This is a genomic window from Pseudomonas sp. F1_0610 (assembly GCF_047470865.1).
Lineage (GTDB): Bacteria > Pseudomonadota > Gammaproteobacteria > Pseudomonadales > Pseudomonadaceae > JAZDRH01.
On record NZ_JAZDRH010000003.1, the window covers coordinates 69,453 to 94,907 of the forward strand.

The window sequence follows — 25,455 nt, forward strand, 5'->3', positions numbered from 1 at the left end:
AAGCTTGGATACTATCAAGTCACAAAAACCTGACGCTAATGTCGCTGATCTTAACCAGCATGGAAGAAATGCAATGACTAAACTAAAAACTACATTTTCACTGAGCGCTGTGTGCTTATCATTAGTGTTGGTAGGATGCTCTAACGAAGATAATGCGCCAGCTAGCAGCGCGCCAAAAGCAAGCGCTAATAGTGCTAGCGCTCCTGCTGCACCAGCGGCAGACAACAAGTTACAAACCCGCTTTGTCACTATTGCAACAGGGGGTGCTTCTGGTCCCTATAATATTATTGCTACTACCATGGGTGAAATTTATAACAAAACCTATGGTGTTAACTCTAAAACTCAAACCACGGGCGCATCTGTTGAAAATATCAACTTGATGAATCAAAAGAAAGTGGAAATGGCCTTTGTGATGAGTGATGTGCTCAGCGATGCATTAAATGGTACTAACAGTTTTAAAAATAAAATTGAAAACGTACAACAGGTTGCAGCGCTATACCCTAACTATGTGCAGGTGGTGACTTCTAAACGCTCAGGCATTAAAACCTTAGCTGACCTTCGTGGTAAACGCGTAGCAGTAGGCGCACAAAACTCAGGTGTAGAAGTTAATGCGCGCAACCTATTACAAGGCCATGGCATTAGTTACAAAGATATCAAAGTTGATTACTTAGGCTATGCAGAAGCCGCTGACGCTTTAAAAGGCGGCAAGTTAGATGCAGCCTTCCTCACCAGTGGTTTACCAAACGCTTCGTTAATGGAGTTAGAACAAGGCTTTGACTTGCAGCTCGTGTCTATTTTGCCTGAGAACATTGCTCAAATCGCGAAAGATCAAAGCTACTTTATCTCCATGGAAATTCCAGCAAATACCTATGGCAATGCAGAAGCTGTGCCTACCGCAGCTATCATGAACGCTTTAGTAATTCGCTCTGATTTAAGCGAAGCCGATGGTTATAAACTCACTAAAACGTTCTTTGATAACTTGCAATCGCTACGTACTTCGCATCAAGCAATGAATGATGTATCGCTTGAACACGCACAAAAAGGTTTAGTTGCGCCTTTGCATCCAGGTGCGCAGAAGTTCTATGCCGAGCAAGCCGGTAAATAGGTATTTTTTGCTAGGGCTAAGTGCACTTATTGTGCTTAGCCTTAGTTATGCATTATCTACACAATCTGTGTTCGAATTTCGTTCTGTTTCAAGCCTCTGTTATTTGTCACAACAAGACTTTACCTTGCAATGGATACATTCAGTGGAAAAAGAAGCATGGCGAGAGCACTATCAGCAGCAAAACAACCAACTTGTATTGACGGATACAGCTTTCAAAACCTTTGGTGCAGGTACGCCTAGTATGGGGACTGTTTTACCAAGCCAGGATGGCTGGATACATTATCAAGTAATGCGTAAATTGCCGCAGCTAAATTGGATTGTTTCGAATAATGTGCAATCAAGCGTACTGAGTAATAAAGGAATATGGCCGCTTTATCAGCAGCTAACTGACTACTCAGAAGTGAATATTAAGGTAGTGAAACTACCTCGTTGGCAATACTTTACGCAGGAATCCTGTGATGACTACTTCAAATAGCCTTGAAACACCTATTGATGGTGCCAAACAAGAGCAAATTCTTGAGAAATACGATAAAGCTTCTGTACTGCGTAGTTTCTCTGATGTGCGTTTGCGTTATTTTGTGTTCGCCTTGGCGGTGGCCTATTCATTATTCCACCTCTATATTACCTATTGGCCAATGCCTGAGTTATTGCAGCGCAGTGCTCACGTTAGTATTGGTTTATGCTTAATCTTCTTGCTCTATCCTGCTCGTGGGAAATCAAATCGTGGCCGAGCCTCATGGCTAGATTGGTTATTGTTTGCAGGAAGTGCCGCCTCTGGTATTTATTTATTTGTTGAATACCAAGACATTATGACCACCCGTGGCGGCATTCCAAATACCATGGATATTGCTTTTTCAATACTCACGGTAGTGCTCGTATTTGAATCAGCGCGGCGTATTATGGGTTGGGGCTTACCTTGTTTAGCCTTAATATTCTTGGCGTATCCATTTATCAGTAGTTTTGATTTTATGCCTGATCGTTTGCTAACGCGCCCTTTTGATTTGGGTGATATTTTTGGGCAAATGTATTTGAAAACAGAGGGCATTTTCTCTACTGCTATTGGTGCATCGGTTACTTTTATTTTTCTCTTTATCCTATTTGGCGCGTTTCTCGCTAAATCAGGAATGGGGCAGCTATTTAATGACTTAGCACTGGCTTTGGCGGGGCATAAACAAGGTGGCCCAGCTAAAGTAGCGGTTATTTCTAGTGGTTTTATGGGGAGCATTAATGGTACGGCGGTAGCCAACGTGGTGGGTACAGGTGCATTTACCATTCCACTAATGAAAAAAATTGGCTATGACAAAAATTTTGCTGGTGCTGTAGAGGCCAGTGCTTCTGTGGGTGGGCAAATATTGCCTCCTATTATGGGCGCAAGCGCTTTTATTATGGCGGAAACCACAGGCGTAAGTTATGGCACTATTGCCTTGGCAGCCTTATTACCAGCCTTGCTTTATTACCTTGGTGTTATTGCTCAGGTTCACTTCCGAGCTGGTCGTGATAATTTAAAAGGTATTCCAAAAGCGGACTTGCCACGCGTAAAAGAAGTACTACGTGAACGTGGGCATCTGTTAATTCCCATTATTGGTTTAGTCGTCTTATTGTTTAATAATGTACCCGTTAGTTACTCTGCTTTTTACACCATTATTATTACTATTATTATCAGTAGCTTGCGTAAATCAACACGGATGTCGATTAAAGATATTTTTGATGCGTTAGCAGATGGAGCGCGTCAATCGCTATCTGTGATGTCTGCTTGTGCTGTAGTAGGCATTATTATTGGTGTGGTCAGTTTAACTAGCTTTGGTAGTGTAATGACCTCATCCATTATGAGTATTGGCGCGGGTTCATTGTTCTTAACGCTGTTCTTTACCATGTTGGCGTCTATGCTGCTAGGTATGGGATTGCCATCAATTCCAGCGTATATCATCACGGCAACCATGGCTGCCCCAGCTTTAGCCAACTTCGATATTCCAATTTTAGTAGCACATATGTTTGTGTTCTATTTTGGTTTGTTTGCCAACATTACACCGCCAGTAGCCTTGGCATCATTTGCCGGAGCAGGTATTGCAGGTGGTGACCCAATGAAAACAGGCTTCTACTCATTAAAGCTGGCGTTAGCAGGTTTTATTGTACCTTTCATGTTTGTCTACAACCCTGCCATGTTAATGATAGATACAACGGGCTTAGTGATGACGGCTAAAGAGTTTCCATTGCCAAGCTTATGGGTAATAGCTTCTGTAACCATTACGGCTATTATCGGTATTATTGCCTTGGGTTCAGCCGTAGAGGGTTATTTCAAGAGCAGCTTAAATTGGATACAGCGCCTGATTTTAGCCGCTGGCGCCTTTATGCTAATTGTTCCTGAAACAATAACGGACATTGCAGGTATCTGTATTGTGGCAGTAATTGTGGTATGGAATTGGAAACAAAAACCCAATGATCTAATAGCAAAAGGCGCTTAACGCGCCTTAGCTTAGCTATTATTGGTTTGACTGCGTTGTTTTAATAGCAACGCAGTTGCTCTGGTATTTGCATCTAGTTTTTGTAGTAATTCAGCTTGGGTAGCCAGCAAGAGTGCTGTTTTACGGTACTCTGCAATAAGTGTTAATAATACCACTAATAAAAACATCACTAGGCTGCCAAAAAATAAGGCTAAGCTATATTGTCCAAGGCTCGTCATTAAATCTTTTGTAGGCGCATTGTCTTGAGCGTAGTTATATTTTTCTTGCTGAGTAAACCAGACAATATAGGTGCCAATATCTTTAGTATCCACATTAGGTAGATTGGCTTGAATTTTTTCAATTAATTCAATTTTTTTCTCTACTGGTAAGCCATCTAGGCTTGAGTTTAGTAGCTTTGCCAGATCTTCTTGGGTTAAGTTTAGATCATAAAAAGTTTCATTATTTTTCTCAAGGTTGTCGTATAGCTTGTGAAAGGCATCCATTAATTGCTGTTGCTTAGCACCACTGCTAGCGACTTTATCTTTAAAAGTAGCAATATCTGAGTCTTTATAGTCTTTAGGTGCACCTTGAAATAAACCAATGCTGCTAAAAATACTTATACCAAGTAAGCAGGTCGCGATACATCCTAGTACCCACTGTAAAGCTTTAAGCATGAAGAGATCCTTATTCTTTGAATTTTTTAAGTAGTTTAAAAGCCATTTGTTGTGCAGTTAAAGCTGAATTTTTTTGCTGCAGCAAACTTGACTGAGTAATAGCACCTAATAGTAATAGAGTTAATGACTCAGTAAGTTGATCTTGTTTGCTTTCTTTCACCTTAGCCAGATCAAGCTGTTGCTTTATCAAATAACTCAAGCGTGCAAAATGCTGCTGGCAGGCACTCTGAGTGAAATGGGTAGGATCCGTAAACTCAGTTGCGATTTTTACAATATAGCAACCATGAAAAGCAGGTAGTTCAGGTTCTTGATTATTTATCCATCGATCTAGTGCATTAAATGTTTCAAAAATAGCGCGTTTACCAGGCAGGGCGCTGGATAAGTGTGCATTAAACCAATCAAGAAAATGGGCGCTGTAATCGTTAATGGTGGCTAAAACCAGATCATCTTTACTGGGAAAGTAGCTATACAGGGTTTTTTTAGCAATACCACAGGATTTTAGTATGAGATTAATACCTACCGCATTAACGCTGTTTTGGTAAAAAAGCTTGAAAGCGCTATCGATAAGCTGTTGGCGTTTATTCATAGCCTTAGGCGTAACCTATAAATGAATTATGCCTACTAGCTTATACCAGTATTTTTTATAAGGTTAAAATAGGTATAACTAAAGTTAGGTATAAATTATACAAATAGGTAATCTATCACATAAAAAACCGTCAGGAGGCTGACGGTTTTGACTGAACTATAATCCATCTTCTTTATAAATATGGGTACGATCTTCAGATTTGCGCTTTAAAAAATCACTATAAGTTTCGTCAAAAGCTGCTTTGGCTTGTGCGGCATGTTGCGCTGCCCAAGCTTTGCCTTCTGCAGATACAGTTACAGCATTGGTTTCTTGCATCCATAGTTGTGCTTGTGCTTTCTTTTTCGGATCAATCACAGTGTAAGGCTTAAAGTCAAAATTAACTTTTAAAGCACCTAATGTAGGTTTGACATGCACAAAATAAACTTTATTGGCTTCTAAGCTGGCCGTCATTACATCAGGGGTTCCACCTGTCACCATAAATACATGACGGCCTGGCGTAGTGGCGTAAGTAAAATGCTCGCCTTTATTTAGGGAGACTAGATAGTTTTCACGGTTGTAGATAGCTGCTGTTTTATTAGAGAAATCATTGGCACGAATAAAATGCACTAAAACTTGCCCCTGAGCTGGCCTTTCTAGTGTTTTTGTTGAAGTATTTAACTGCGTTTGTTGGCTGGCGCAACCTGCAAGTAACCATCCAATGAGTAGTATTGATGTAAGCTGTTTTAGCATGGTGAATTCCATTTGTGATTGATTGCAAAATGCTATCAATAAATTACGTGGAATACCTGTATGAAGAAATAGCAAGAAACAAGATTTAGCTAAATTTAGCGCTACATTTGTCACAAAGTTTAATAATTGCTACCTGAGTCAGCCCTAGCTTTAGCTCTTATACACCTTTGCTTGCGTGTTGATAAAGCCATTATAAAGCGTAGTTTTTAGCCTAGATGCAACATAAATAGGTTATACACACCCTCTATATTATGAGCTAGTATGTATAGTGCTGCTTAGTGGTAAGCTTAGACTAAGCAGCATCATAAGGCTGTTAAAGTTGCTTTAGCATCCATACATCGCATTTGCCGTGCGGTGTACCTTCTAAAGGTGCAGATAGGTGCTCAAACCCCAGCTTTTCATAGAGCTTAATAGCGGCTATCATGTTCGACAGCGTATCTAAATAACAGCGTTGGTAACCCTGCTCTCTAGCAAATGTTAAACAGGCTTCGGTTAGGGTTTTGCCTAAACCAAGCCCACGGCTTTCTTCGAGTAAAAAAAGCTTACGTAATTCGCAGGTAGTAGTGCTATTGTTAAAGGCGGCTAGACCGCAACCTCCTACGATTTTATTACCTATTTTAGCCACCAAATAGAGGCTTTTAGTGTTTGCCGTATAATGTTGGCTCATGTGCGATACTTCAGCGTCACCAGGGCCGAAACCTTCCCCTACGGCACCGTACTCTTCGCCAACGCGTTTAATAATTTGGCAAATCTCGGCATCATATTCAGGGCGAATAACTTCAAGTTGATATGACAAAATTTACCTCCACAGGTTTTAATACAGGTTTGTCTTCATCTAAATAGACGACCTGCTTTTATAAAGTGAAAAAATGCAAGGAGCAAGTTTTCCCATGACAGAACAAAAAAATTATTACTTTTGGCTATTTATTGAACAAGAATTGAGGGATTTACAGCCTGCCTTTGCTAAATATTTCCCTGAACACCATCTCGAGTGGGATTGTGAAAATTATTGGGAATGGCTAACAGATGATCAAGGAACACCTGAGATTCCTTGGTTGAACATTAATCGTCCGCATCAGTTTGTAGAAGGTGATGGCGGCTGCTATGAAGAGCCGCTGGTGGTTAATTTTACCAGCCCAACAATGGATACCGCAGCGGTTTTAGCCTTAGCGCAAAGGGTAAGCAATGGTTTGAACACAACAGTATTTGTTGGCACGCAAACATATCTGCAAGGTGATGAACGTAGCTATCATATTGATTATGAGCTTGAGCCAGAGAAGTAAGATGAGCAAGAAAACTTTTACAATTGACAATCCAATGCCGCCGTTGTGGCTACGTTTACCAGGACTATCCCGTTTCTCTATCGGCTGGCGCATGGGGTACGGTGAAGATTACCGCTATCAGTGGGGTGATTGGTACATGTCTCTTAGCAAAGAGGATCAACAACAGTATCAAATAGTGTTCCCTGAACCAGCTATGTGGGCGGGTTATTATGCTGAGGATGAAAAAGCTGAAGATGAAGAATGGGTTGATCCAGATAATGTGCATGGCTACCTGACTTGGCAAAAAGGTGGAGTGCTTAAATACAACCGTTCGCAATTGATTAAACAAGGCAAGGTCTTTACCGAAGAAGATTTGATCTGTTTTTGGAAACCAGAACCTTATGTGGTGAATAAAGCTTGTCTAGGTCAGTGGCAGCCTTCTGTTTTCTCAGTTGATGCGGATCAGTATTCCTGTGCTGAACAGTACATGATGGCTGAAAAAGCACGTTTATTTGACGATGAAACAATGCGTCAAAAAATCATGCAAGCCACTGCGCCTAAAGCCATGAAGGCCTTTGGGCAAAAAGTACAAAATTTTGATCAAACGGTGTGGGATGAAACAAAGGCAACACTGATTTTAGAAGGCAATTACCACAAGTTTTCACAAAACCCACAGATGATGGCGTTTCTACTGGCAACAGGCGACAAAATATTGGTTGAAGCTAGCCTACTTGATCGTATTTGGGGTGTTGGTTTAGCACAGGATAATGAAAAAATACTCAATCCTAGAACATGGCAAGGAGATAACTTATTAGGTTTTGCTTTAATGGAAGTACGTGATGAGCTACGCCGTGTGTATGCTAATTATGACAAAATTGATTGGTCAAAATTTACATGAGTGCTACATCGGCCCAATGGCGCGATAATGTGCGCTCACGCATTGCCTTGCAAGGTTTTGCTGATCGACATTTAGCGGGCTGGGATATTCTTGATGTGCATTGCATTCCTGAGCATTTTCAAGAAGGCACAGAGATCGATTTTTATTGCTGCAATGAACACTTAGGTTGCCTGCTACGTTTGCGCTCAGCGGCAGTCGCTAAGTGCTCATTAATTGAAGAGCCGCAAATGCTTTGGGTGGTAGTAGAGCAACCTTTTCATGAGTTTACTGAACAATTACTAATAGATGCTTTACAGAAAGTGACTATTAAGTAAAAAATGCTTTGATCAGCTCGGCGGTGGTTAGCTCAGTGAAAATAGATACATTAAAATAGATGAATACCATTTAATATCATTATTTATTTGATAAATAATCAGTCTGTTAGTTTATAAGTATACAGGTTTTACAAGAGATTTTAGGTGACGTACAAGGTATATATGGCTAATTAGAAATGAATTGAGGGAGAGTGCTGCTAATTTGGTCGGTATGATAGTAAGTTTTTAATTGTTTTTAATAGATATCTGGGTATGAAGGTTACCAAGAGAGTGAGAAGATGCTTACATCCCTCACTGATGCTAGTGATAAACTGAAAAAATATAATTATTATAAATATATAGCGACCCATGTACAGTTTCTTAGATAAATACTCACATAAGGTAAAAAATAGTTTCACATAATGCAGTTATAGCTACCCAAATTAATGTGCTGGCTAAAGTGAGATTTAAAGTAATTTTGATTCTATTTTGAGTGCGTTGTAGCTTTTTTAAATAACTAAAAAAAGAAGCTATCAGAATACAGAATAAGAAAGCCGGAGGAATAATTACGTATTGAAAAATTAATGATACATCATTGCTTTCTTGGGTGAAATACAGCCACATAGTAGAAAAATAAGCACGTAATAAGAAAATAATTGGATAAATTGCCAGCGCTATGAGCACTATGTCCGTAGATAAGCGGTACTTATTTTTAGACGGGATATTTAAGTTAAAAGCATTAATTAGCGATGTGTTTATTAGCACAAAAAAGAGGCCGCCTAGCACTAACAATACGGCGAAATACACTACAAATTGGCTGAAAGACACGTAAGGCAAGAACAGCATAACGAATATTCCCCTGATGAATAAACCTGTTGAACGCTTTGAACCGCGTGCTAAAAGTACAGAATAATGGGAGGGAAACTATAGTGATGCAGCATGCACTAGGCTAGAAAGATGCCAGCATGGTTAAGCTCAGATACAGCCAAAATAAAAAAACTAGCGAGCTGTACATGATTAATTCAGCTTTTCAAATTTAGTAAAATATTTACACTTTAAGGCTTTACCTCAAGTTAACTTTAGGTTGTAGCATAGCGCCATCATGAATTATTGAGAGCGCTGCTATGGCAAATTTATCGATTTCTTCAGGCGTTACTCCAACGAAAGGACGTAAGGTTCTAATACTTATTGGAACTATTGCAGTACTTGCCGTTGTGGCAACGGTTTTAATTGTATGGCGTCAAGTTAAGCAAGGAGATGCAGCAGGCTGGGGTAGTGCTCCCGTACAGGTAGCGGCAACTCAGGTGCAAAAGCACAGTTTAGGGCAAAGTTTACAAGCAATTGGTTCGCTCACAGCTGTACAGCAAGTGCAGCTAGCACCTGAAGTGGAAGGACGTATTGTACAGTTGGCATTTGAGTCTGGCGCACAGGTACAGCAAGGTGATTTGTTAGTGCAGTTATTTGATGCGCCGGAGCAAGCTGATTTGGCGCAAGCCAATGCCGCACTGAATCTAGCACAAGCCCATCTTAAACGCGGGCGTGAGCTAGCACCTATTGGTGCTTTGGCTAAAGAAACACTTGATCAGCGCAGTGCCGAAGTGACCCAGGCAAAGGCGCGTGTACAGCAAGCACAGGCCCGTTTATTACAAAAGCAAATTCGTGCACCTTTCAGTGGTGTATTAGGTGTTCGTCAAGCCAACTTGGGGGAATACCTAACGCCGGGGCAAGAAGTTATTAGCCTTACAGATTTATCTAGGCTGTATGTCAATTTCTCGTTACCACAGCAAGCGCTGCAGCAAGCAAAAATTGGTGCATCAGTAGCGCTCAAAAGTGATGCATATCCAGACCAAACCTTTTATGCCACCGTCAGCGCCGTTGAGCCTTGGGTTGATGCTTCAACACGTAATCTAAAAGTGCAAGCTGTGCTTGAGAACAAGGCATTAATGTTAAGGCCAGGCATCTTTGTCGAGGTTGCCTTAGCTATGCCAGATCAACAAGATGTGCTGCTCATTCCTGCTACAGCTGTACAGCTGTCTGCATTTGGCGACAGCGTTTTAGTTATTCGAGGTGAGCAAGCGATACAACAAGGCACTGCTGAGTCTGTGCAGGTGACAGTAGGTCGTCGCATGGGCGATAAAGTCGTCATTGAAAAAGGACTGCAAGCAGGTGATGTCGTTATTACTAAAGGGCAATTACGCGTGCAACCTGGGGCTGTTGTTGAAGTAACAGAACATGTAGCCGTTACTGCGGAGTAATACTTATGCATTTTACTGACTTATTTATCCGCAGGCCTGTGTTGTCTGTGGTGGTTAGCGTGCTGATTTTAATGATAGGCAGCGTCGCCTTAAATGCGTTGCAGTTGCGTGAATATCCAAAAATGGAAAGCGCCACTATCGTTATCAACACCTCATTTCCTGGTGCAACCCAAGATGTTATGCAAGGCTTTGTGACAACGCCAATTGCGCAGTCTATTGCTACTGCTGCAGGCATTGAATACATCAGCTCAACTTCTACCCAAGGGCAAAGCACAATTAAGGCAAAACTGGTATTAAACGCCGATGCCGACCGTGCGATGACTGAAGTTTTAGCCAAGGTGCAAGAAGTAAAATATAAGCTGCCAACAGGGGTGTATGATCCTGTTATTAGTAAAATTACTGATGGATCTTCAGCCATTCAGTACGTTGCCTTTGTGAGTGATGATTTAGGCTCACATCAATTAACGGATTTTATCAGCCGTGTAGCTCAACCTTTGGTAACTTCTATTCCTGGTGTTGCCTCTGTTGATACCTATGGTGGACAGAATTTAGCATTGCGTATTTGGGTTAACCCAGAACAGATGAGTGCACGTGGGTTAACCGCAGAGGATATTTCAAACGCTCTGCGCAATAACAACGTGCAAGCAGCGCCTGGTAAAGTTAAGGGCCAAGAGATCAGTGTTAGCTTAACAGCCAATACCGATTTACGCAGTTTGCAAGATTTTCGCCGAGTGGTGATTCGTCAAGATGACAGCGGTTTAGTACGCTTAGAAGACATTGCAACCGTTGAAATTGGCAGCCAAAACTATAACTCCAGTGCTACAACGGATGATAAGCAATCTGTCATTATTGGTATTTCACCTACGCCTGATGGGAACCCATTAGAAATTGTTGATGCTGTTACCAAGCTTATTCCTGATCTACAACGCCTTGCACCTGCAGGTGTGACTGTTGTTGATCAGTTCAATGTAGCGCACTTTGTGAATGCCGCTATTGATGAGGTAAGCGCTACCCTAATTGAAGCCGTTATTATTGTTGTTGTCGTTATTTTCTTATTTTTAGGCTCATTTCGTGCCGTTATTATTCCTATAGTTACCATTCCACTTTCACTGATAGGAGCAGCCGCATTAATGTGGCTGATGGGCTTTTCTCTTAACTTACTCACCTTATTGGCTATGGTCTTGGCCATTGGTTTGGTAGTGGATGATGCCATTGTGGTGGTTGAGAATATTCATCGCCATATAGAGGAAGGCTTATCGCCAGTAAAGGCGTCTATTGTAGGTGCCAGAGAGATTGTTGGCCCTGTTATTGCAATGACTATTACGCTTGCTGCAGTCTATGCACCTATTGGCATGATGGGCGGGTTAACAGGGGCATTATTCAAAGAGTTTGCCTTTGCGCTAGCCTGTTCTGTGGTGGTTTCTGGAGTAGTTGCCCTTACCTTGTCACCGATGATGAGTTCTTTGTTGCTAAATGACAAAGTCGGTGAAGGACGCTTATCACACTATGTTGAGTTGCTGATGAGCAAGATCAATAATGGCTATGTGCAGGTGTTATCAGGTATTTTGCACAACCCGTTGATTATAGTGGTGCTCGGTATTGCTGTTTTAGGCGCTATTGTTTTGTTCTTTAATGGTGCCAAGCGTGAATTGGCACCTACAGAGGATCGCGGCTATGTGTTTGTGATGGTAAAGGCACCACAATATGCCAACCTCGATTACACCGCCAGAGATACTGCACAGGTCACTGAGTTCTTCCAAGCACAGCCAGAATTTAGAACCAGCTGGTTTACCAATGGCACCGACGGTACCAACAATGCATTTGGCGGCATCTTATTAAAAGATTGGAAAGAACGTGAGCGCTCAGCTGGGCAAGTTATGAGTGAGCTTAATGCAAGAGGCGCCAGCATTACAGGCTCCTATGCTACTGCATTTGAAGCAGCTCCGTTACCTGCAGGCAGCGGCGGTTTCCCAGTACAAATGGTGCTGCGTTCTTCAGATGATTTTTCAACCTTGTATGAAGCAATGGAGAAAATTAAAGGTGCGGCATGGGGGAGTGGTTTATTTGTATTCGTAGATACTAACCTTGCATTCGATAACCCCTCAGCGCGTATTGTGATTGATAAAGACAAAGCGGGTGATCTTGGCATTAGCATGCAAAGTATTGCGCGGACTTTGGAAGTCCTAGTCGGAGAGAATTACATCAATCGTTTTAACTGGTATGACCGTGCTTATGATGTGATTACGCAAGTACCCCAAAATAAACGTCTCACGGCTGAAAGTTTGGGACAATTCCATATTCGTTCGGCATCGGGTGAGTTATTGCCATTGTCTACTGTAGTGAGCTTTGAGGAAACACCACAGGCCAACCAGTTACCACAATTTAACCAAATGAACGCAGTTACGCTCTCTGGCGTATTAGCACCAGGCGTTACCATGGGGCAGGCAGTGGATTTTCTGAAAGCCCAAGAAATACCTTTGGGCGCCAGTATTGATTGGCAGTCAGATAGCCGACAATATGTACATGAAGGTAATCGTTTAACGGTATCCTTCATGTTTGCGCTGGCAGTCATTTTCCTTGTATTAGCTGCGCAGTATGAGTCATTCCGTGATCCATTGGTGATTTTAGTCACAGTGCCTTTAGCGTTAAGTGGTGCATTGATACCGCTGTATTTGGGCTATACCACGCTCAATATCTACACTCAGATTGGCTTGGTTACGCTGATTGGTTTGATCTCTAAACACGGTATTCTCATGGTAGCTTTTGCTAATGAAATACAGCAAAACGAGAACCTTGCACCGCGGGATGCTATTTTAAAATCAGCAATGGTGCGTATGCGTCCCATTCTGATGACCACCGCAGCTATGGTGGCAGGTCTGGTGCCACTGCTCTTTTCAACAGGTGCTGGCGCGGCAAGTCGCTTTGCTATTGGTATAGTCGTGGTAATGGGCTTGTTAATTGGCACCCTATTTACTTTATTTGTATTGCCAAGCATTTATACCTTGATTGCACGTGATCACCGTCCTACTCATCGTAGTCAACGTGAAAAAGACTTAGAGGATTTAGGATTAGCCACGCATTAATCAAGAATAAATTTGTAAGACCCGCTGTGTTTCGACCCGTATTCATCGTTTGGGTTGCGCAGCGGGCAACTATCAAGGGAAAGGCAGCCGCAGCCAATACATTGATCTAACTCGTCGCGTAAAATCATAAGATCATGAATCCGATTATTTAAGGCTTGTTTCCAGCGTGCAGATAAGGCGCGCCAATCTTCTGCGGTAATATGTTCAAGATTAGGCAGGCTTTGTAAAGCTTCTTTAATATCCTCTAAAGCAATACCTGTACGCTGCGCTACTTTAATAATGGCAATTAAGCGCAGCACATCACGTGAGTAACGCCGCTGATTACCCGAAGTACGCCAGCTTTTAATCAAACCTACAGACTCGTAATAGTGCAAAGTAGATACAGCTACTCCGCTGCGCTTAGCAACTTGCCCAACAGTAAGATTTTTCGGTAATGGTTTTTGTGCGCTCATTGGTTTAATCACGTAACGGTTTGCGTCATAAGGCTAGTCTGCTGTGTCAACCATAGCAACCTTTAGTGTTTTACTACTTGATAAAAAGGTTGGCTTTCGTGCAAAAAATAATGGCCTATGCCTTGGCTGGAATTGATCTGCACAATATCTAGCGGTGGTTCGGGAATTTCAACTTGATCTAATACAGAAGCAATATTCTCAAGCACCTTATCTAAGCCTTCAACACTTTCCAGCGCCAGTAACGTGTGCGGTGGTAATTCATCTTTTGGATTATAAAAATGCGCTATCCAAGCACGGCTAATTTGCGGGTAGTCTTTTAAATAATGCTTAAGCGCATCGACTAGAGCGTGCGGATAATTTTCAGCGACGCCTAATAAAATTTCGCTACTTTCGCTGGTCGTTGTTGAGCTAAGTGAGGAAAATATAGAGCCATCTAAAATAGCAGCCACTTCGATATTTGAGAATGGCTTAGCATAAGGGGTGGCATAATCTAAAAATAAAAATGCCCCTTGGGTTAAACGCATAAATTCCATTGCATTCATTGCCATATAGCTTGCTGGCTCTGTAAGCGCCTGCTGCAAATGAGTTAATGAGCTAAAAATTGGTAGATAGGTTTGCCCTTCTAAGCTAAAGCTGCGAATACTTACTTTTGAATTAGCTTCAAGTATTTGTGCACTAGTATGTTCAGATTTCTCGGCGTTATTTTGGATAAAGTAAATGGTTGATTCGCAGAACACTCGATAGAAATGCGCTCGGCTATCAGGATCTTGCAGCGCTTGCATGAGTGCCAAAGAAAGAGGGTTTTTCTCAGTCATAGCCAACCTATTCATAAAGAGTCAAGAGATACCCTATTTAAAATACAGTACAAAAGCGCCTTAATGCTATGTTTGTTAGCATTGAGCTTAAAATAACCTTGTACAAATATCGAAATTCTTTTGTTCTAGGTATGGGCGGTTGGCCGGCTAGAAAGCAGTCAGTATAGAAAAGGGCTAGCCTAGAACAGAAGTATTCTAGGCTAAATTATTTAAACAGCTTGCTGCTTTAGTTGATGCCATTTAAACATGCTAAATACACCATAAGCACAAAGCGCAAGAACTACACCGTCTAGAACAAAGCTGACCACACCATTATTCATATAGATGTTATAAGCCAAGTGCCCTGCAATGGCGATAAATAACAAAATTGAGGCAACACGACTCTTTAATGCCGTACCGATAACACAGCCTAAAGTCAGCAACATAAAGGTAATGATATACAGCAGTAGCCAGACATATTCACTGGAATTTGCCGAGGGATTATTAGGATTTACAGTATTACTAAATTCGATCAAGCTTGAGGTAATTGAGTAAATAATCAATAAAATAGCAGCAACACAGGCGAGTACAGTGCCTAGGTTATATTTTTTTTGTTGCGCTATTGCTGACGTAGAAGCAGACTGCATGTGACAAGGCCCTCACAAAAAGTTGATGAGGCACATTATCATGCAGAACGCAAAAAAAAGCATTGATACAAACGCGACTTTTGCGCGCAGGAAATAATTTTCAAAAAAATAGAATGTCACTGCAAAAGGATGCTAAACCCGTAAAAGGCATAAAGGATTATGAAAGGTATAGACTTAAATTTTTTGTAAAGATGACTGTATTATCTCTTGTATTTGTAATTGGGTTTTAATTATTGAAATAATAAATAAACTTATAGTTGAAAAATTAAGGTTAGATGATATTTTAAGTAATGATAAATTCATTAAAAATAAATTAGCTATGCCGTTAAATGCCGCAGTTGTATCATTGGTACAATAGTTTTTAATTTTCTACGCATGCTGATTCAATGTGCATAGAACAATGTCATCTATGGAATTCTTTCCTTCATTTGTTGTTGATTACCTTTAACATATTAGGGGCTTACCCGCTAATAGGCCTGTGTGTAGTGATCTTAATAGTATATTGGTTGCTAGCAAAACTATTTTGCGGGCAGCCAATGGCTAAAAATCGCCCCACAGCTGCTGAGCCACAGTAATAGCGACAACAGGTGCGGTTTCAGTACGCAGTACGCGAGGACCTAGGCGGGCAGATTGAAACTGATTAACTTGTGCTTGAGCTATTTCGTTATCAGTCAGTCCACCTTCTGGGCCTATAACAAAAGCTAGGCGTTGTGGCTTGTTATGGCTGGTTAGGGGTTCAGCGACTGGATGTAAAATAAGCTTTAAATCAGCTTGAGTCTGTTGCAGCCAGTCATTGAGTAATTGTGGTGGGTGAATCTTTGGAATACTGGAGCGCCCACACTGCTCACAAGCACTAATAGCCACTTGTTGCCAGTGTGCTAGGCGTTTTTCAGCACGCTCATCGTTGAGGCGTACTTCACAGCGTTCAGTAAATAATGGCGTGATTTCATTAACACCTAACTCTGTAGCCTTTTGGATAGCCCAATCCATACGCTCACCGCGCGATAGCCCTTGACCTAGGTGAATATGTAAAGGGGAGTCAGGCTGCCCTGCGTCTTCGTTTGTAATCTCTACCACAACCATTTTTTTGCTGATTTCAGTGAGTGTCGCCATAAATTCACGGCCACTACCATCAAAGAGTTGTATCTGTTCGCCAACAGCCATTCTTAGCACGCGCCCTAAGTAATGAGCTTGTGCTTCTGGAAGTTGGTGCGAGCCAAGTGATAATGGTGTGTCTACAAAAAAACGAGATAAGCGCATAAAAGTTGCCAACCACAAGAAAAAACCACGCTAATGGTGCGTGGTTTTGTGTTTTACGTCTAGTGTTAATCACGGACAGCGTAATCAATGCCTTCACTGGCTATTTGGCTCAGCCAGTTAATTTGTTCTGGCGTAATAATGTAAGGGGGAAGGAAGTAAACCACATTGCCTAATGGGCGTAGTAAAGCGCCTTTCTCCATTGCGTATTGATATACCTTCATGCCACGGCGCTCTTGCCAAGCAAAAGGCGTTTTGTTGGCTTTATTTTTGACCATCTCTATGGCCAGCACCATGCCTGTTTGGCGTACCTCAGCGACATGCGGATGATCTGCCAAATGTGCAGTGGCTTGTTGCATATGCGCGGCTAAGACTTGGTTTTTTTCAATAATATTGTCGTGCTGAAAAATATCTAAAGTCGCTAAAGCCGCAGCGCAGGCTAAAGGGTTGCCGGTGTAGGTGTGTGAATGCCAAAACGCTTTTAGCTGATCGTATTCAGCATAAAATGCCTGATAAATAGCATTGGTTGTGAGCACCGCTGCCATTGGTAAATAGCCGCCTGTTAAGGCTTTAGATAGCACTAAAAAATCTGGGCTAATCTTGGCTTGTTCACAGGCAAACATGGTACCCGTTCGGCCAAAGCCCATGGCAATCTCGTCAACAATTAAGTGCACGCCATAATGGTCACAGGCTTCGCGTAATAAGCGCAGATAAATTGGATGATACATACGCATACCGCCAGCGCCTTGCACCAAGGGTTCCAGAATAACAGCCGCTAATTCATGCTGATGTTGCTCCAATGTACTGCACATGTGTTCAAACATCAGGCGTGAGTGCTCTTCCCAACTAACACCCCGTTCACGGTGATAGCAATCTGGGCTAGGTACTTTTATGCAATCAAATAGCATGGCTTTGTAGGTTTCAGTAAAAACGGCCACATCACCTACTGACATGGTAGCGACAGTTTCTCCGTGATAACCATTAGTAATAGTTGCAAAGCGTTTTTTCTCAGGCCGACCACTGTTGAGCCAGTAGTGAAAGCTCATTTTTAGAGCAACTTCAATGCTAGAAGAGCCATTATCGGCATAGAACACACGCTCTAAACCTTCAGGTGCAATACTGACTAAGCGTTCTGATAATTCAATAACAGGTTGGTGAGTAAAACCTGCGAGCATAAGGTGCTCTAACTGATCGACTTGATCTTTAATGCGCTGGTTAATGCGTGGGTTGCAGTGCCCAAAAATATTCGTCCACCACGAGCTAACCCCGTCTAAATAGCGTTTGCCATCAAAATCTTCCAGCCAAATACCTTGAGCTTTTTTAATAGGAATAACTGGAATGTGCTCATGATCTTTCATTTGCGTACAAGGATGCCATAGCACATTGACATCACGCTCCATCCAGTCTTGATTACGGCTCACAGGCTAGCTCCAGTTATTCAACAGAAAATAATATCTGTAAGCCTAGATAAAAACCCTTAACTAGTAAACTTAAAAAATATTATAAGTTTACTAGTTGTGGTTTTATATTAGTATTCAACGCCACCTAAGGCTGCACAGTTAACGGTTTGCGGATTTTCCCATTTTACCGCTAGCCCCCATGCTACTGGACGCACAACACGCCACGGCCAAAAACCAAAACGTTGCCCTGATTGGTAGTTGATAACCGCATCGGCACCTAGTTTGCGTGCTCGTTTAGCTAATGCAGGTAATGCTTGGTCATTAGCGCCATAAGTGCCTTTACCTGCTTTAACTTTACGTACTGGTTTATATTTTATGTCCACTGGTGGCGTGGACTTTAAAAAACAAATAGGTTTTTCAGGCGCAGCTATTGTGTTTGATGGAATAAAAATACAGGCACTAATAATTAGGCTTAATGTGGCAGATTTAAACATTATTCATCCTTGCTAGATTTTTTTATTAAAAAATTTAGTATTTCGACGTACGTAATTTAAACAAATAGAGAATAAACTCAATGTTAAAGATCAAAATAATTACAATTATTAGTGTTTTAATGCTAACAGGATGCAATATTAAACAATCCGTAAACTCAGTTGATGCGGCAGGTTATGACAGTATTTGTTTTGTTGAGGACTCAAGTGTGCGCCAAGAGTTTGGCAATGCTTATAAAAGAGCACTCAGCGAAAAAGGTTTTTATGTACAAGTGGTACCCAGTGGTACTCGTTATTCAAGCTGCCCATTGCTAACTACCTATTATGCGCGCTGGAGTTGGGACGTAGCACTATATTTATCGTTTGCAGAATTGAAAGTTTACCGTAATGGTACTTTGATTGGTGATGCAACTTATGACTCTCGTCGTGGTGCAGGACGTTTAGATAAATTTGTTGATGCAGAAAATAAACTACGCGAATTAGTTAACCAACTTTTTGTTAATGTGCATGTTGCTGCACCTATGGCAATTAAATCTGTACCTGTAGCAAATCAACCAGCCGATATAAATCAGCATAAACCTAGTAAAGAGCAGCGTTTAGAAGAGTTATCTAATAGAAAAGATCTTCCATATGATGAATACCAAAGATTACGCAAACAAATTTCGCAAGAACCTTAAATAAACAGAGGAGCTTTAGCTTCTCTGTTTATATTGATAAATATTTTTATTTATACACAGGCTTCACGGTTTAATAACATAATCTTTCCTGTCGCTTTGGCGACCATCTCGCCTTTTTGATTGCAGCACTGACCCACTAATACGGCAATTCCGCCATTAATTTTGGCTTTAGCCAGTAGTTTTGAAATAGTCCATGTAACGCTTAAGGTGTCATTGGCAAAAACAGGAGCTAAAAATTCGCAGTTATGTTCTAAGTAGGCAATTGCAGTGCCATAAAAGAACATGCCAATAGAGGCAGACATGTAAGCACTTGTCATTGGTCCATGTAAAATAGGTTGGCCAAAACGGCTTTTGGCACAAAACTGAGCATCACTGTGCAGTGGGTTAAAGTCGCCAAACATGCCACAAGCTTGACTGATGTGTGCTTGGTTAATGGTGAGGCTTTGGCCAAAGGTTTGTCCTGTGCTGAGCTCATCAAAGGCTTTACCAACAAAATTCATACTGTCATTCCCATTGCTTTTTGTTCTTCAAGAGCGCGTAAGGCGCCACGAATAATTTTGCCAGTGGTAGTCATTGGCATTTCTTGGATAAACTCAATTTCCCGTGGATATTCATGGGCGGCAAGTTGTTTACGCACATGGTTTTGCAGTTCGCTGACGGTGTTACTGCAAGCAGAGAAGCCTTCATGTAAAACGATGTAGGCTTTTACAACCTCAGTACGAATAGGATCTTTCTTACCAATGGCAGCAGCGAGTTTTACTGCTGGATGTTTGAGCAAACAGTCTTCAATAGGTGTTGGCCCAATACGATAGCCTGCACTGGTAATAACATCATCATTGCGGCCAAGAAAGTAGACATAGCCGTCTTCATCCATACTGGCTTTATCACCGGTTAATAACCAGTTTCCAATATATTTTTCTGCTGTTGCTTGAGGGTTATCCCAATAATGTAGCATTTGGCTTAAATTTGGCGTAGCAACGGCTAAATGCCCAGCCTCTCCGTTAGCTACAGGCTGTCCAGTATCATCAATAATGGCGATATTAAAACCAGCCACCGCCTTGCCAATAGCGCTAGGTTTAAACACACCACGCCGGCTCCATGAAGACAAAACTAGGTTGCATTCTGTTTGCCCATAAAACTCATTTATGCGCACGCCCAATGCCGCATCGCCCCAAGCTAACAGCTCAACACCTAAAGACTCACCGCCACTGGCTACAGTACGCAAGTTCAACTGCCAGCGATTTTGTGGATTTTCCACTGAACGTAAAAGTTTGAGTGCTGTAGGAGGGAAGAAGATATTGCGAATACCTAAGTCTTCAATCAGTTGAAATACATCTTCAGCAGTAAATTTTTCCGCGCGGTAGGCTACCACAGGAATACCATGGTAGAGCGAAGGTAAAAAGACGTCCAATAACCCGCCAATCCATGCCCAATCGGCAGGTGTCCACATACAATCGCCTGTTTGTGGAAAACCATCATGTGAGGCTTCTACACCAGGCAAATGGCCTAATAATACGCGCTGTGCGTGCAGTGCGCCTTTAGGATGACCTGTAGTTCCAGATGTATAAATAATTAATGCTGGGTCTTCGGCTTTGGTTGGGTGGTTTACAAACTCAGCGCTTTGCTGTTCCAGTGCTTGGTTGAAGTCAACTACTCGAGGATCTTGGCTAGTATTGTTAATGACATAACACAGGCGTAAAGCAGGCAGTTCTTGCCACATGCTATTGATTTTGGCGAAGCCTTCTTGATCAGTAATGACTAAGCTCATTGCACAGTTTTTAGCGCGATGAGCAATAGCATCAATGCCAAAAAGTTTAAACAAAGGAACAGCGATAGCGCCTATTTTGTAGATGGCCATATGGGTAATAGCCGTTTCTATACCCTGCCCAAGCATAATACCAATACGATCACCTATTTGCGCACCTTGAGCTGTTAGGCTATTGGCAAGCTGATTAGCACGCTGTTGTAAATAAGCAAAAGTAAAACGCTGTACGCTACCATCGGCATTTTTTTGGATGATAGCAACTTTGTTTTTATCTTTAGCCCAGCGGTCGCAGCAAGCCTGTGCGATATTAAAAAACTCTGGGACATCTTCAACGTCTGTAATCAAGTGGGTGCTAAACATAGCTTTTGCCTTTGTTATTGTTGTTAAAAGCTACCAAACACACTACCCAGCACCAGTACAATAAGCAGTGCGGTAAGTGGCACGACGGTAGTCATTAAGAATATCTGCGGATAAGACTGGCGGTGAGTTAAGCCGCAAATCGCGAGTAGGGTAATTACTGCGCCTGAATGTGGTAGCGTATCTAGACCGCCAGCAGCAATGGTGGAGATACGATGGAGCAACTCAGGACTAATACCAACAGCCTCAACCATTTTTAAGTAATCCGCACCTAGTGTGCGATAGGCAATACTTAAACCACCTGAAGAGGAGCCTGTGATAGCTGCCAATACGTTCATGCTGATGGTGGCAGAAATTAATGGGTTCTCTGGAAACAGGTTAAGGATCATATCTTTAATCACCATAAAGCCTGCCATACCAGCAATAATGGCACCGTAAGCCACTTCGGAGGCGGTATTAAAAATAGGCAAGAAAGAGCTAAAGCAGCCTTTATTGATGGTGCGTTTTAAATCAGTCCATTTATTCCAGTTCAGCACTATGGTGAACATGATGGAGATGATTAAGGCCAGCAGTACAGACCACATGCCAATAACACTGGCTGGTGTAACATTGCCAAAGCGCTCTTGACTAACAACGCTTAAATCCATGTTGGGTAAAATCACATAAGAGAACAGCGCGTTTAATGCGATCACCATAACTATGGGTAAAAAAGCCACTAACGTACTTGGACGAGGCAGCTCGTCGCTAGGCAGTTGCTCATTAAGGTGCTCACCATAGCCTTCACCTTTGGCCATAGCTTTATTGGCAAAATGATTCAGTATCCATACGCCTAATGCGAGCATAATCAAGGCCGCAATAATGCCTAGTCCTGGCGCGGCAAAGGTAGTGGTGCCTAAGTAAGAAGTAGGAATCGCATTTTGGATAGACGGCGCGCCAGGTAGTGCGGTCATGGTGAAGGTAAAAGAACCTAATGCAATAGCCGCAGGGATGTAGCGTTTTGGTGTGTTGGTTTTACGAAATAGCACAGCGCCAATGGGGTAAACCGCAAAGGCAACTACAAAGAGTGATACACCTCCATAGGTAAGCAAAGCACAGGCAAGTACTACAGTAAGAATCACATGCTTAGTGCCAAGCCATTTCATAATGGCGTCTGCAATGCTGTGTGCAGCACCTGAGTCAGCCATCAGCTTGCCAAATAGTGCACCCAACATAAAGAGTGGAAAAAACTTCACAACATACATGCCCAACTCTTGCATAAAGTTCTGGGTGTACGTTGGCATGATGTAACTGGCTTCTCCGCTAAGTAATACAGCCAGTCCCGCCATCAATGGCGCAAGAATTAACACTGTGATTCCGCGATAGGCGAAAAACATCAGCAACAGCAATGACACAAGAATTGCAAAAGTGCTCATACCAGCCTCTTTTTATATTTATTAGGCAAATGAAATAGTTTGTGTGTAGCAAGACGTTGCTTAATAGTGCAGATGCTAGGCTTACCTCCTCGTCTTATTTTTATTGAGGAAAAATCAGGTTAACCAGCGCTGTTGGTTAACCTTTACGTAAACCTAAGGGGGAAATAAATATAGCGCAAGTGCGCTAAAAGTCTAATCCAAAACCTTAATTTTTAGTTGCATCTGATGCGAGGCGTTTGGCTCAAGCCATAGCGCGTCATCTAAAACATTGGCAGTTTCAACACAGAGAAAATTACGCCACACATTATTTTCCAAACCAATCCGATTTTGGCTTTTTATGTGTGAAGGATTCCACAAGATAACGGAGTTAGCATTGTTACTCTGTAACTGAATGCAGCGCGCCCAAGCCTTATCTTGAATAACTAAGCGATTGGGTGTGGATTGGTAAATTCGATCAAGTTCGCCTTGTATTCTAAGAGCACCTTGCTGCTGGCGTTGTTCCCAGCCAGCAAGGGTTTCAATATAACCACAGCCATCTAGCTCAGCGATACTTACCTGCTCAACATCGCCAACAGCATAATAGCTATGCAGTGCTTGGCTAATCATGAGTGGATAAGTGCCTAGGTTATGGTTGGTGAGGCTAAGCTCAAGCTGATCGCTTAGGGTCACTTTCAATGTTAATCGAGCTTTGTGTGGCCAGTGAGTGAGTCCTAAAGCTGTATCTAAAACAAGGGTAAGGCTGACAAAATTACTACTGAGGTGCTGCTCTTGTAACTGCCAGTTCAAGGTTCTGGCTAAGCCATGAAAAATGGCTTCACCCTTCACACAATCCTGCACTGATTGTGGGTTACGTTGAATATCGCCAAACCACGGCCAACAGATCGGAATACCACCACGGACACTTGTGCCTCTGCGGTAAGGATCTGTTGGACTGCGCCAAAGTACAGGTGGCTTCGCTGGATGTGGTTGGTAACCCAAAATCTGCGCGCCCTGAGCACATATATCGACCACAGCTTGATTAAAGTGTAAACGCCAGCCAGGCAAACCAGAAAAATAGAAAGGCTCAATGCGGTGAGACATATATGTTCCTAGGCTAATCAGAATAAATAATGCTCAGTTTAAAGTACTTTATGAAATGCCTGAATAAGTAGGATTACAGACTAAAGTAACTAATCCCCTATATTCGGGCATTAGCCTGTGGGTAACATGGGCGAAAGTGGCTACAGGCTTTGCAAATCAAGCGATGTAGTAAGGTGGTTATTTTTTAATCAATGCTGTAGGGCTATGCACAACAGTGGTTAATGAGCATGTGGATAATACCTGCATAAACGAAGCTAAGCTAGAAGCTATAAGGCGTAGATAAAACTGTATATTTTTTGAGCAGAATACAGCTATAAAATACCTAATGTGTTGGTTGCTTTAGGTAAGCTCTGCCAAGCTAGAGTGAGCAAAGTTATGCGATAAAAAAGTGCATGCTCATGTTCAATCACTGTGTATAACATGGGAATTAACGGCTACAGCCCAGTATTCTCAATACCTGTAAAAATATGGTTAAAAAACAACCAGTAAGAATAAATAATACCCAAGGATAGCCTATGTTCCTGTGTATAACCTGGGTGTATATACGTGCATGCTAGATATAATAAGGCTTTGTAATATATGGTTAAAAAGTAATCAGTTTTTATCAGTTATTTATCCACATAACAATAACCTAGATTGTATCTGTGTAACTTTGTGTGTGGCCTGTGTATAAAAAATGGATAACTTGAGCAAAGCAGTATGAATACTGATGTTATAGGTGTTGATTAAATATTTAACACTGTGACTTGCATCTTATTTTGTTGTGTATAAGTAAAGGGTATAAATAAAGCAAAGGCCTAGCAAATAGGCTATATACTTACTTTTTGTATGGTTAATAGAATGTAAAAAAGGCGCTTTAAGCGCCTTTTTAAAATACTTATTTAGGTCTAAATCGGATGACTCTGATAAGGTCTAAGGTATAAATAAATAAAGCTATCCAAATACATGAAAAAGCTAGCATAGAGGTCATGCTAAATTGCTCATGATAAATAAAAATAGCCTGTAACAACACTAAGGTTGGCGCTATATATTGCATAAAAGCTAAAGACGATAAAGGAATGCTACGCGCCGCCAGATTAAAGAAAATTAACGGCACTAAGGTGACAGGCCCAGCTGCCATTAGCCACCAAGCTTCACTGGTTGACCAAAAGTGGGTTTGATGCATGCTGTTTGGTACAAAGGCAAGCCAGATAAGCACTACTGGCAGAAGCAGCCATGTTTCAATAGCAAGGCCAGGTAGTGCATCTATAGGTGCTTGTTTGCGAATGAGCCCATAAAAGCCGAAACTAAAGGCTAATGCCAAAGAAATCCAAGGCAGCTCTCCCAATTGATAAACCTGGATAGCAACCCCTAACGCGGCAAAACCTATAGCTAGCCATTGCATGCGGCGTAGTTTTTCACGTAGAAAAATTAAACTCAATAGAATGCTAATGAGAGGATTAGTGTAATAACCTAAACTGGCTGCAATGAGTTGGTCATGATTAACCGCCCAAACATAAATTAACCAGTTACTGGCAATCAAAACACCAGATAGCGCCAAAATCGCAAAACGTTTTGGGTGCTGGTATAACTCTTTCCACCAACCAGGATGTTTCCACACCAGCAACAAAATAGCAGCACCAACACCTGACCAGAGTAAGCGATGCGCAATGACCTCAATGGCAGGTACTGCCTCAAGGTTTTTAAAGAAAAAAGGGAAAAGTCCCCACAAAATAAAGGCGCCAAAGCCATAGGCATAGCCCATTTTAGGATTAATCGTTTGCATAGTCGTTATTGCTTTAAGTTGTGCCCCATTCC

Annotated in this window: 24 protein-coding genes; 9 read left to right on the forward strand and 15 right to left on the reverse strand. The window is 41.9% G+C overall.

Annotation, left to right across the window (positions count from 1 at the left end; all coding sequences use genetic code 11):
* Positions 1–73 precede the first annotated feature (73 nt).
* From VQ643_RS02685 to VQ643_RS02695, 3 genes are read left to right on the forward strand one after another with little or no spacing between them, the layout of a single operon-like run.
* Positions 74–1,105 carry a TAXI family TRAP transporter solute-binding subunit gene (locus VQ643_RS02685; RefSeq protein ID WP_414197728.1) on the forward strand — a complete coding sequence of 344 codons (1,032 nt, stop codon included), beginning with the start codon at positions 74–76 and terminating at the stop codon, positions 1,103–1,105.
* Positions 1,083–1,580 (forward strand): DUF1850 domain-containing protein, encoded by a 498-nt coding sequence (locus VQ643_RS02690; protein WP_414197729.1) that lies wholly within the window; start codon positions 1,083–1,085, stop codon positions 1,578–1,580. Before VQ643_RS02685 ends, VQ643_RS02690 begins: the two co-directional genes overlap by 23 nt.
* Positions 1,564–3,567: a TRAP transporter permease gene (locus VQ643_RS02695; protein WP_414197730.1), complete on the forward strand. Its 2,004-nt coding sequence runs from the start codon at positions 1,564–1,566 to the stop codon at positions 3,565–3,567. Before VQ643_RS02690 ends, VQ643_RS02695 begins: the two co-directional genes overlap by 17 nt.
* A gap of 11 nt (positions 3,568–3,578) precedes the next feature.
* Here the strand turns inward: VQ643_RS02695 and VQ643_RS02700 are convergent, their stop codons facing one another.
* The 4 genes from VQ643_RS02700 to VQ643_RS02715 all read right to left on the reverse strand — a co-directional run bounded on the left by VQ643_RS02700 (position 3,579) and on the right by VQ643_RS02715 (position 6,331).
* A complete protein-coding gene (locus tag VQ643_RS02700; protein WP_414197731.1) occupies positions 3,579–4,220 on the reverse strand; it encodes a hypothetical protein in 642 nt (213 codons plus the stop codon).
* 10 nt (positions 4,221–4,230) lie between these two features.
* Positions 4,231–4,806, reverse strand: coding sequence for a TetR/AcrR family transcriptional regulator (locus VQ643_RS02705; RefSeq protein WP_414197732.1), 576 nt, complete (start codon positions 4,804–4,806; stop codon positions 4,231–4,233).
* 156 nt (positions 4,807–4,962) lie between these two features.
* The gene (locus VQ643_RS02710) at positions 4,963–5,535 is read right to left on the reverse strand and encodes a hypothetical protein (protein ID WP_414197733.1); all 573 of its coding nucleotides are present in this window, start codon (positions 5,533–5,535) and stop codon (positions 4,963–4,965) included.
* Between the two features lie 313 nt (positions 5,536–5,848).
* The gene (locus VQ643_RS02715; RefSeq protein WP_414197734.1) at positions 5,849–6,331 is read right to left on the reverse strand and encodes a GNAT family N-acetyltransferase; all 483 of its coding nucleotides are present in this window, start codon (positions 6,329–6,331) and stop codon (positions 5,849–5,851) included.
* Positions 6,332–6,425: 94 nt separating this feature from the next.
* Here VQ643_RS02715 and VQ643_RS02720 point away from each other — a divergent pair, with 94 nt between their 5' ends.
* From VQ643_RS02720 to VQ643_RS02740, 5 genes are all read left to right on the forward strand, one after another.
* Positions 6,426–6,818: a hypothetical protein gene (locus VQ643_RS02720; RefSeq protein ID WP_414197735.1), complete on the forward strand. Its 393-nt coding sequence runs from the start codon at positions 6,426–6,428 to the stop codon at positions 6,816–6,818.
* Between the two features lies 1 nt (position 6,819).
* Positions 6,820–7,695, forward strand: a complete 876-nt coding sequence (locus VQ643_RS02725; protein WP_414197736.1) for an NADAR family protein — start codon at positions 6,820–6,822, stop codon at positions 7,693–7,695.
* A complete protein-coding gene (locus VQ643_RS02730) occupies positions 7,692–8,009 on the forward strand; it encodes a hypothetical protein (RefSeq protein WP_414197737.1) in 318 nt (105 codons plus the stop codon). Before VQ643_RS02725 ends, VQ643_RS02730 begins: the two co-directional genes overlap by 4 nt.
* A 1,103-nt stretch (positions 8,010–9,112) precedes the next feature.
* Positions 9,113–10,243 carry an efflux RND transporter periplasmic adaptor subunit gene (locus VQ643_RS02735; protein WP_414197738.1) on the forward strand — a complete coding sequence of 377 codons (1,131 nt, stop codon included), beginning with the start codon at positions 9,113–9,115 and terminating at the stop codon, positions 10,241–10,243.
* 5 nt (positions 10,244–10,248) lie between these two features.
* A complete protein-coding gene (locus tag VQ643_RS02740; protein ID WP_414197739.1) occupies positions 10,249–13,326 on the forward strand; it encodes an efflux RND transporter permease subunit in 3,078 nt (1,025 codons plus the stop codon).
* Here the strand turns inward: VQ643_RS02740 and soxR are convergent.
* From soxR to VQ643_RS02770, 6 genes are all read right to left on the reverse strand, one after another.
* On the reverse strand, positions 13,323–13,778 hold the full coding sequence (gene soxR, locus VQ643_RS02745; protein WP_414197740.1) for a redox-sensitive transcriptional activator SoxR: 456 nt from the start codon (positions 13,776–13,778) through the stop codon (positions 13,323–13,325). The two genes, VQ643_RS02740 and soxR, sit on opposite strands and share 4 nt — an antisense overlap.
* A gap of 62 nt (positions 13,779–13,840) precedes the next feature.
* A complete protein-coding gene (locus VQ643_RS02750) occupies positions 13,841–14,593 on the reverse strand; it encodes an enhanced serine sensitivity protein SseB C-terminal domain-containing protein (RefSeq protein ID WP_414197741.1) in 753 nt (250 codons plus the stop codon).
* Between the two features lie 209 nt (positions 14,594–14,802).
* Entirely contained in the window at positions 14,803–15,219 is a 417-nt protein-coding gene (locus VQ643_RS02755) for a hypothetical protein (RefSeq protein ID WP_414197742.1), read from the reverse strand.
* 540 nt (positions 15,220–15,759) lie between these two features.
* Positions 15,760–16,479: a 16S rRNA (uracil(1498)-N(3))-methyltransferase gene (locus VQ643_RS02760; RefSeq protein ID WP_414197743.1), complete on the reverse strand. Its 720-nt coding sequence runs from the start codon at positions 16,477–16,479 to the stop codon at positions 15,760–15,762.
* A gap of 65 nt (positions 16,480–16,544) precedes the next feature.
* Complete coding sequence (locus VQ643_RS02765; protein ID WP_414197744.1) at positions 16,545–17,897, reverse strand: adenosylmethionine--8-amino-7-oxononanoate transaminase; 1,353 nt, start codon at positions 17,895–17,897, stop codon at positions 16,545–16,547.
* 107 nt (positions 17,898–18,004) lie between these two features.
* On the reverse strand, positions 18,005–18,370 hold the full coding sequence (locus VQ643_RS02770; RefSeq protein WP_414197745.1) for a hypothetical protein: 366 nt from the start codon (positions 18,368–18,370) through the stop codon (positions 18,005–18,007).
* A gap of 80 nt (positions 18,371–18,450) precedes the next feature.
* Here VQ643_RS02770 and VQ643_RS02775 point away from each other — a divergent pair, with 80 nt between their 5' ends.
* Positions 18,451–19,044, forward strand: coding sequence for an Sbal_3080 family lipoprotein (locus VQ643_RS02775; RefSeq protein ID WP_414197746.1), 594 nt, complete (start codon positions 18,451–18,453; stop codon positions 19,042–19,044).
* Positions 19,045–19,094: 50 nt separating this feature from the next.
* On the opposite strand, the gene VQ643_RS02780 is transcribed toward VQ643_RS02775, so the two are convergent.
* From VQ643_RS02780 to rarD, 5 genes are all read right to left on the reverse strand, one after another.
* Complete coding sequence (locus VQ643_RS02780; RefSeq protein WP_414197747.1) at positions 19,095–19,544, reverse strand: MaoC family dehydratase; 450 nt, start codon at positions 19,542–19,544, stop codon at positions 19,095–19,097.
* Complete coding sequence (locus tag VQ643_RS02785) at positions 19,541–21,169, reverse strand: AMP-binding protein (RefSeq protein WP_414197748.1); 1,629 nt, start codon at positions 21,167–21,169, stop codon at positions 19,541–19,543. Before VQ643_RS02785 ends, VQ643_RS02780 begins: the two co-directional genes overlap by 4 nt.
* A gap of 23 nt (positions 21,170–21,192) precedes the next feature.
* A complete protein-coding gene (locus VQ643_RS02790; RefSeq protein ID WP_414197749.1) occupies positions 21,193–22,578 on the reverse strand; it encodes a GntP family permease in 1,386 nt (461 codons plus the stop codon).
* 192 nt (positions 22,579–22,770) lie between these two features.
* Entirely contained in the window at positions 22,771–23,658 is an 888-nt protein-coding gene (locus VQ643_RS02795) for a D-hexose-6-phosphate mutarotase (protein WP_414197750.1), read from the reverse strand.
* An 877-nt stretch (positions 23,659–24,535) separates the two neighbouring features.
* Positions 24,536–25,423, reverse strand: a complete 888-nt coding sequence (rarD, locus tag VQ643_RS02800) for an EamA family transporter RarD (RefSeq protein ID WP_414197751.1) — start codon at positions 25,421–25,423, stop codon at positions 24,536–24,538.
* Positions 25,424–25,455 lie beyond the last annotated feature (32 nt).

Coding starts and splice junctions, on each gene's coding strand:
- VQ643_RS02685 (WP_414197728.1), top strand. CDS start 74: ATGACTAAACTAAAAACTACATTTTCACTGAGCGCTGTGTGCTTATCA.
- VQ643_RS02690 (WP_414197729.1), top strand. CDS start 1,083: ATGCCGAGCAAGCCGGTAAATAGGTATTTTTTGCTAGGGCTAAGTGCA.
- VQ643_RS02695 (WP_414197730.1), top strand. CDS start 1,564: ATGACTACTTCAAATAGCCTTGAAACACCTATTGATGGTGCCAAACAA.
- VQ643_RS02700 (WP_414197731.1), bottom strand. CDS start 4,220: ATGCTTAAAGCTTTACAGTGGGTACTAGGATGTATCGCGACCTGCTTA.
- VQ643_RS02705 (WP_414197732.1), bottom strand. CDS start 4,806: ATGAATAAACGCCAACAGCTTATCGATAGCGCTTTCAAGCTTTTTTAC.
- VQ643_RS02710 (WP_414197733.1), bottom strand. CDS start 5,535: ATGCTAAAACAGCTTACATCAATACTACTCATTGGATGGTTACTTGCA.
- VQ643_RS02720 (WP_414197735.1), top strand. CDS start 6,426: ATGACAGAACAAAAAAATTATTACTTTTGGCTATTTATTGAACAAGAA.
- VQ643_RS02725 (WP_414197736.1), top strand. CDS start 6,820: ATGAGCAAGAAAACTTTTACAATTGACAATCCAATGCCGCCGTTGTGG.
- VQ643_RS02730 (WP_414197737.1), top strand. CDS start 7,692: ATGAGTGCTACATCGGCCCAATGGCGCGATAATGTGCGCTCACGCATT.
- VQ643_RS02735 (WP_414197738.1), top strand. CDS start 9,113: ATGGCAAATTTATCGATTTCTTCAGGCGTTACTCCAACGAAAGGACGT.
- VQ643_RS02740 (WP_414197739.1), top strand. CDS start 10,249: ATGCATTTTACTGACTTATTTATCCGCAGGCCTGTGTTGTCTGTGGTG.
- soxR (WP_414197740.1), bottom strand. CDS start 13,778: ATGAGCGCACAAAAACCATTACCGAAAAATCTTACTGTTGGGCAAGTT.
- VQ643_RS02750 (WP_414197741.1), bottom strand. CDS start 14,593: ATGACTGAGAAAAACCCTCTTTCTTTGGCACTCATGCAAGCGCTGCAA.
- VQ643_RS02755 (WP_414197742.1), bottom strand. CDS start 15,219: ATGCAGTCTGCTTCTACGTCAGCAATAGCGCAACAAAAAAAATATAAC.
- VQ643_RS02760 (WP_414197743.1), bottom strand. CDS start 16,479: ATGCGCTTATCTCGTTTTTTTGTAGACACACCATTATCACTTGGCTCG.
- VQ643_RS02770 (WP_414197745.1), bottom strand. CDS start 18,370: ATGTTTAAATCTGCCACATTAAGCCTAATTATTAGTGCCTGTATTTTT.
- VQ643_RS02775 (WP_414197746.1), top strand. CDS start 18,451: ATGTTAAAGATCAAAATAATTACAATTATTAGTGTTTTAATGCTAACA.
- VQ643_RS02780 (WP_414197747.1), bottom strand. CDS start 19,544: ATGAATTTTGTTGGTAAAGCCTTTGATGAGCTCAGCACAGGACAAACC.
- VQ643_RS02785 (WP_414197748.1), bottom strand. CDS start 21,169: ATGTTTAGCACCCACTTGATTACAGACGTTGAAGATGTCCCAGAGTTT.
- VQ643_RS02790 (WP_414197749.1), bottom strand. CDS start 22,578: ATGAGCACTTTTGCAATTCTTGTGTCATTGCTGTTGCTGATGTTTTTC.
- VQ643_RS02795 (WP_414197750.1), bottom strand. CDS start 23,658: ATGTCTCACCGCATTGAGCCTTTCTATTTTTCTGGTTTGCCTGGCTGG.
- rarD (WP_414197751.1), bottom strand. CDS start 25,423: ATGCAAACGATTAATCCTAAAATGGGCTATGCCTATGGCTTTGGCGCC.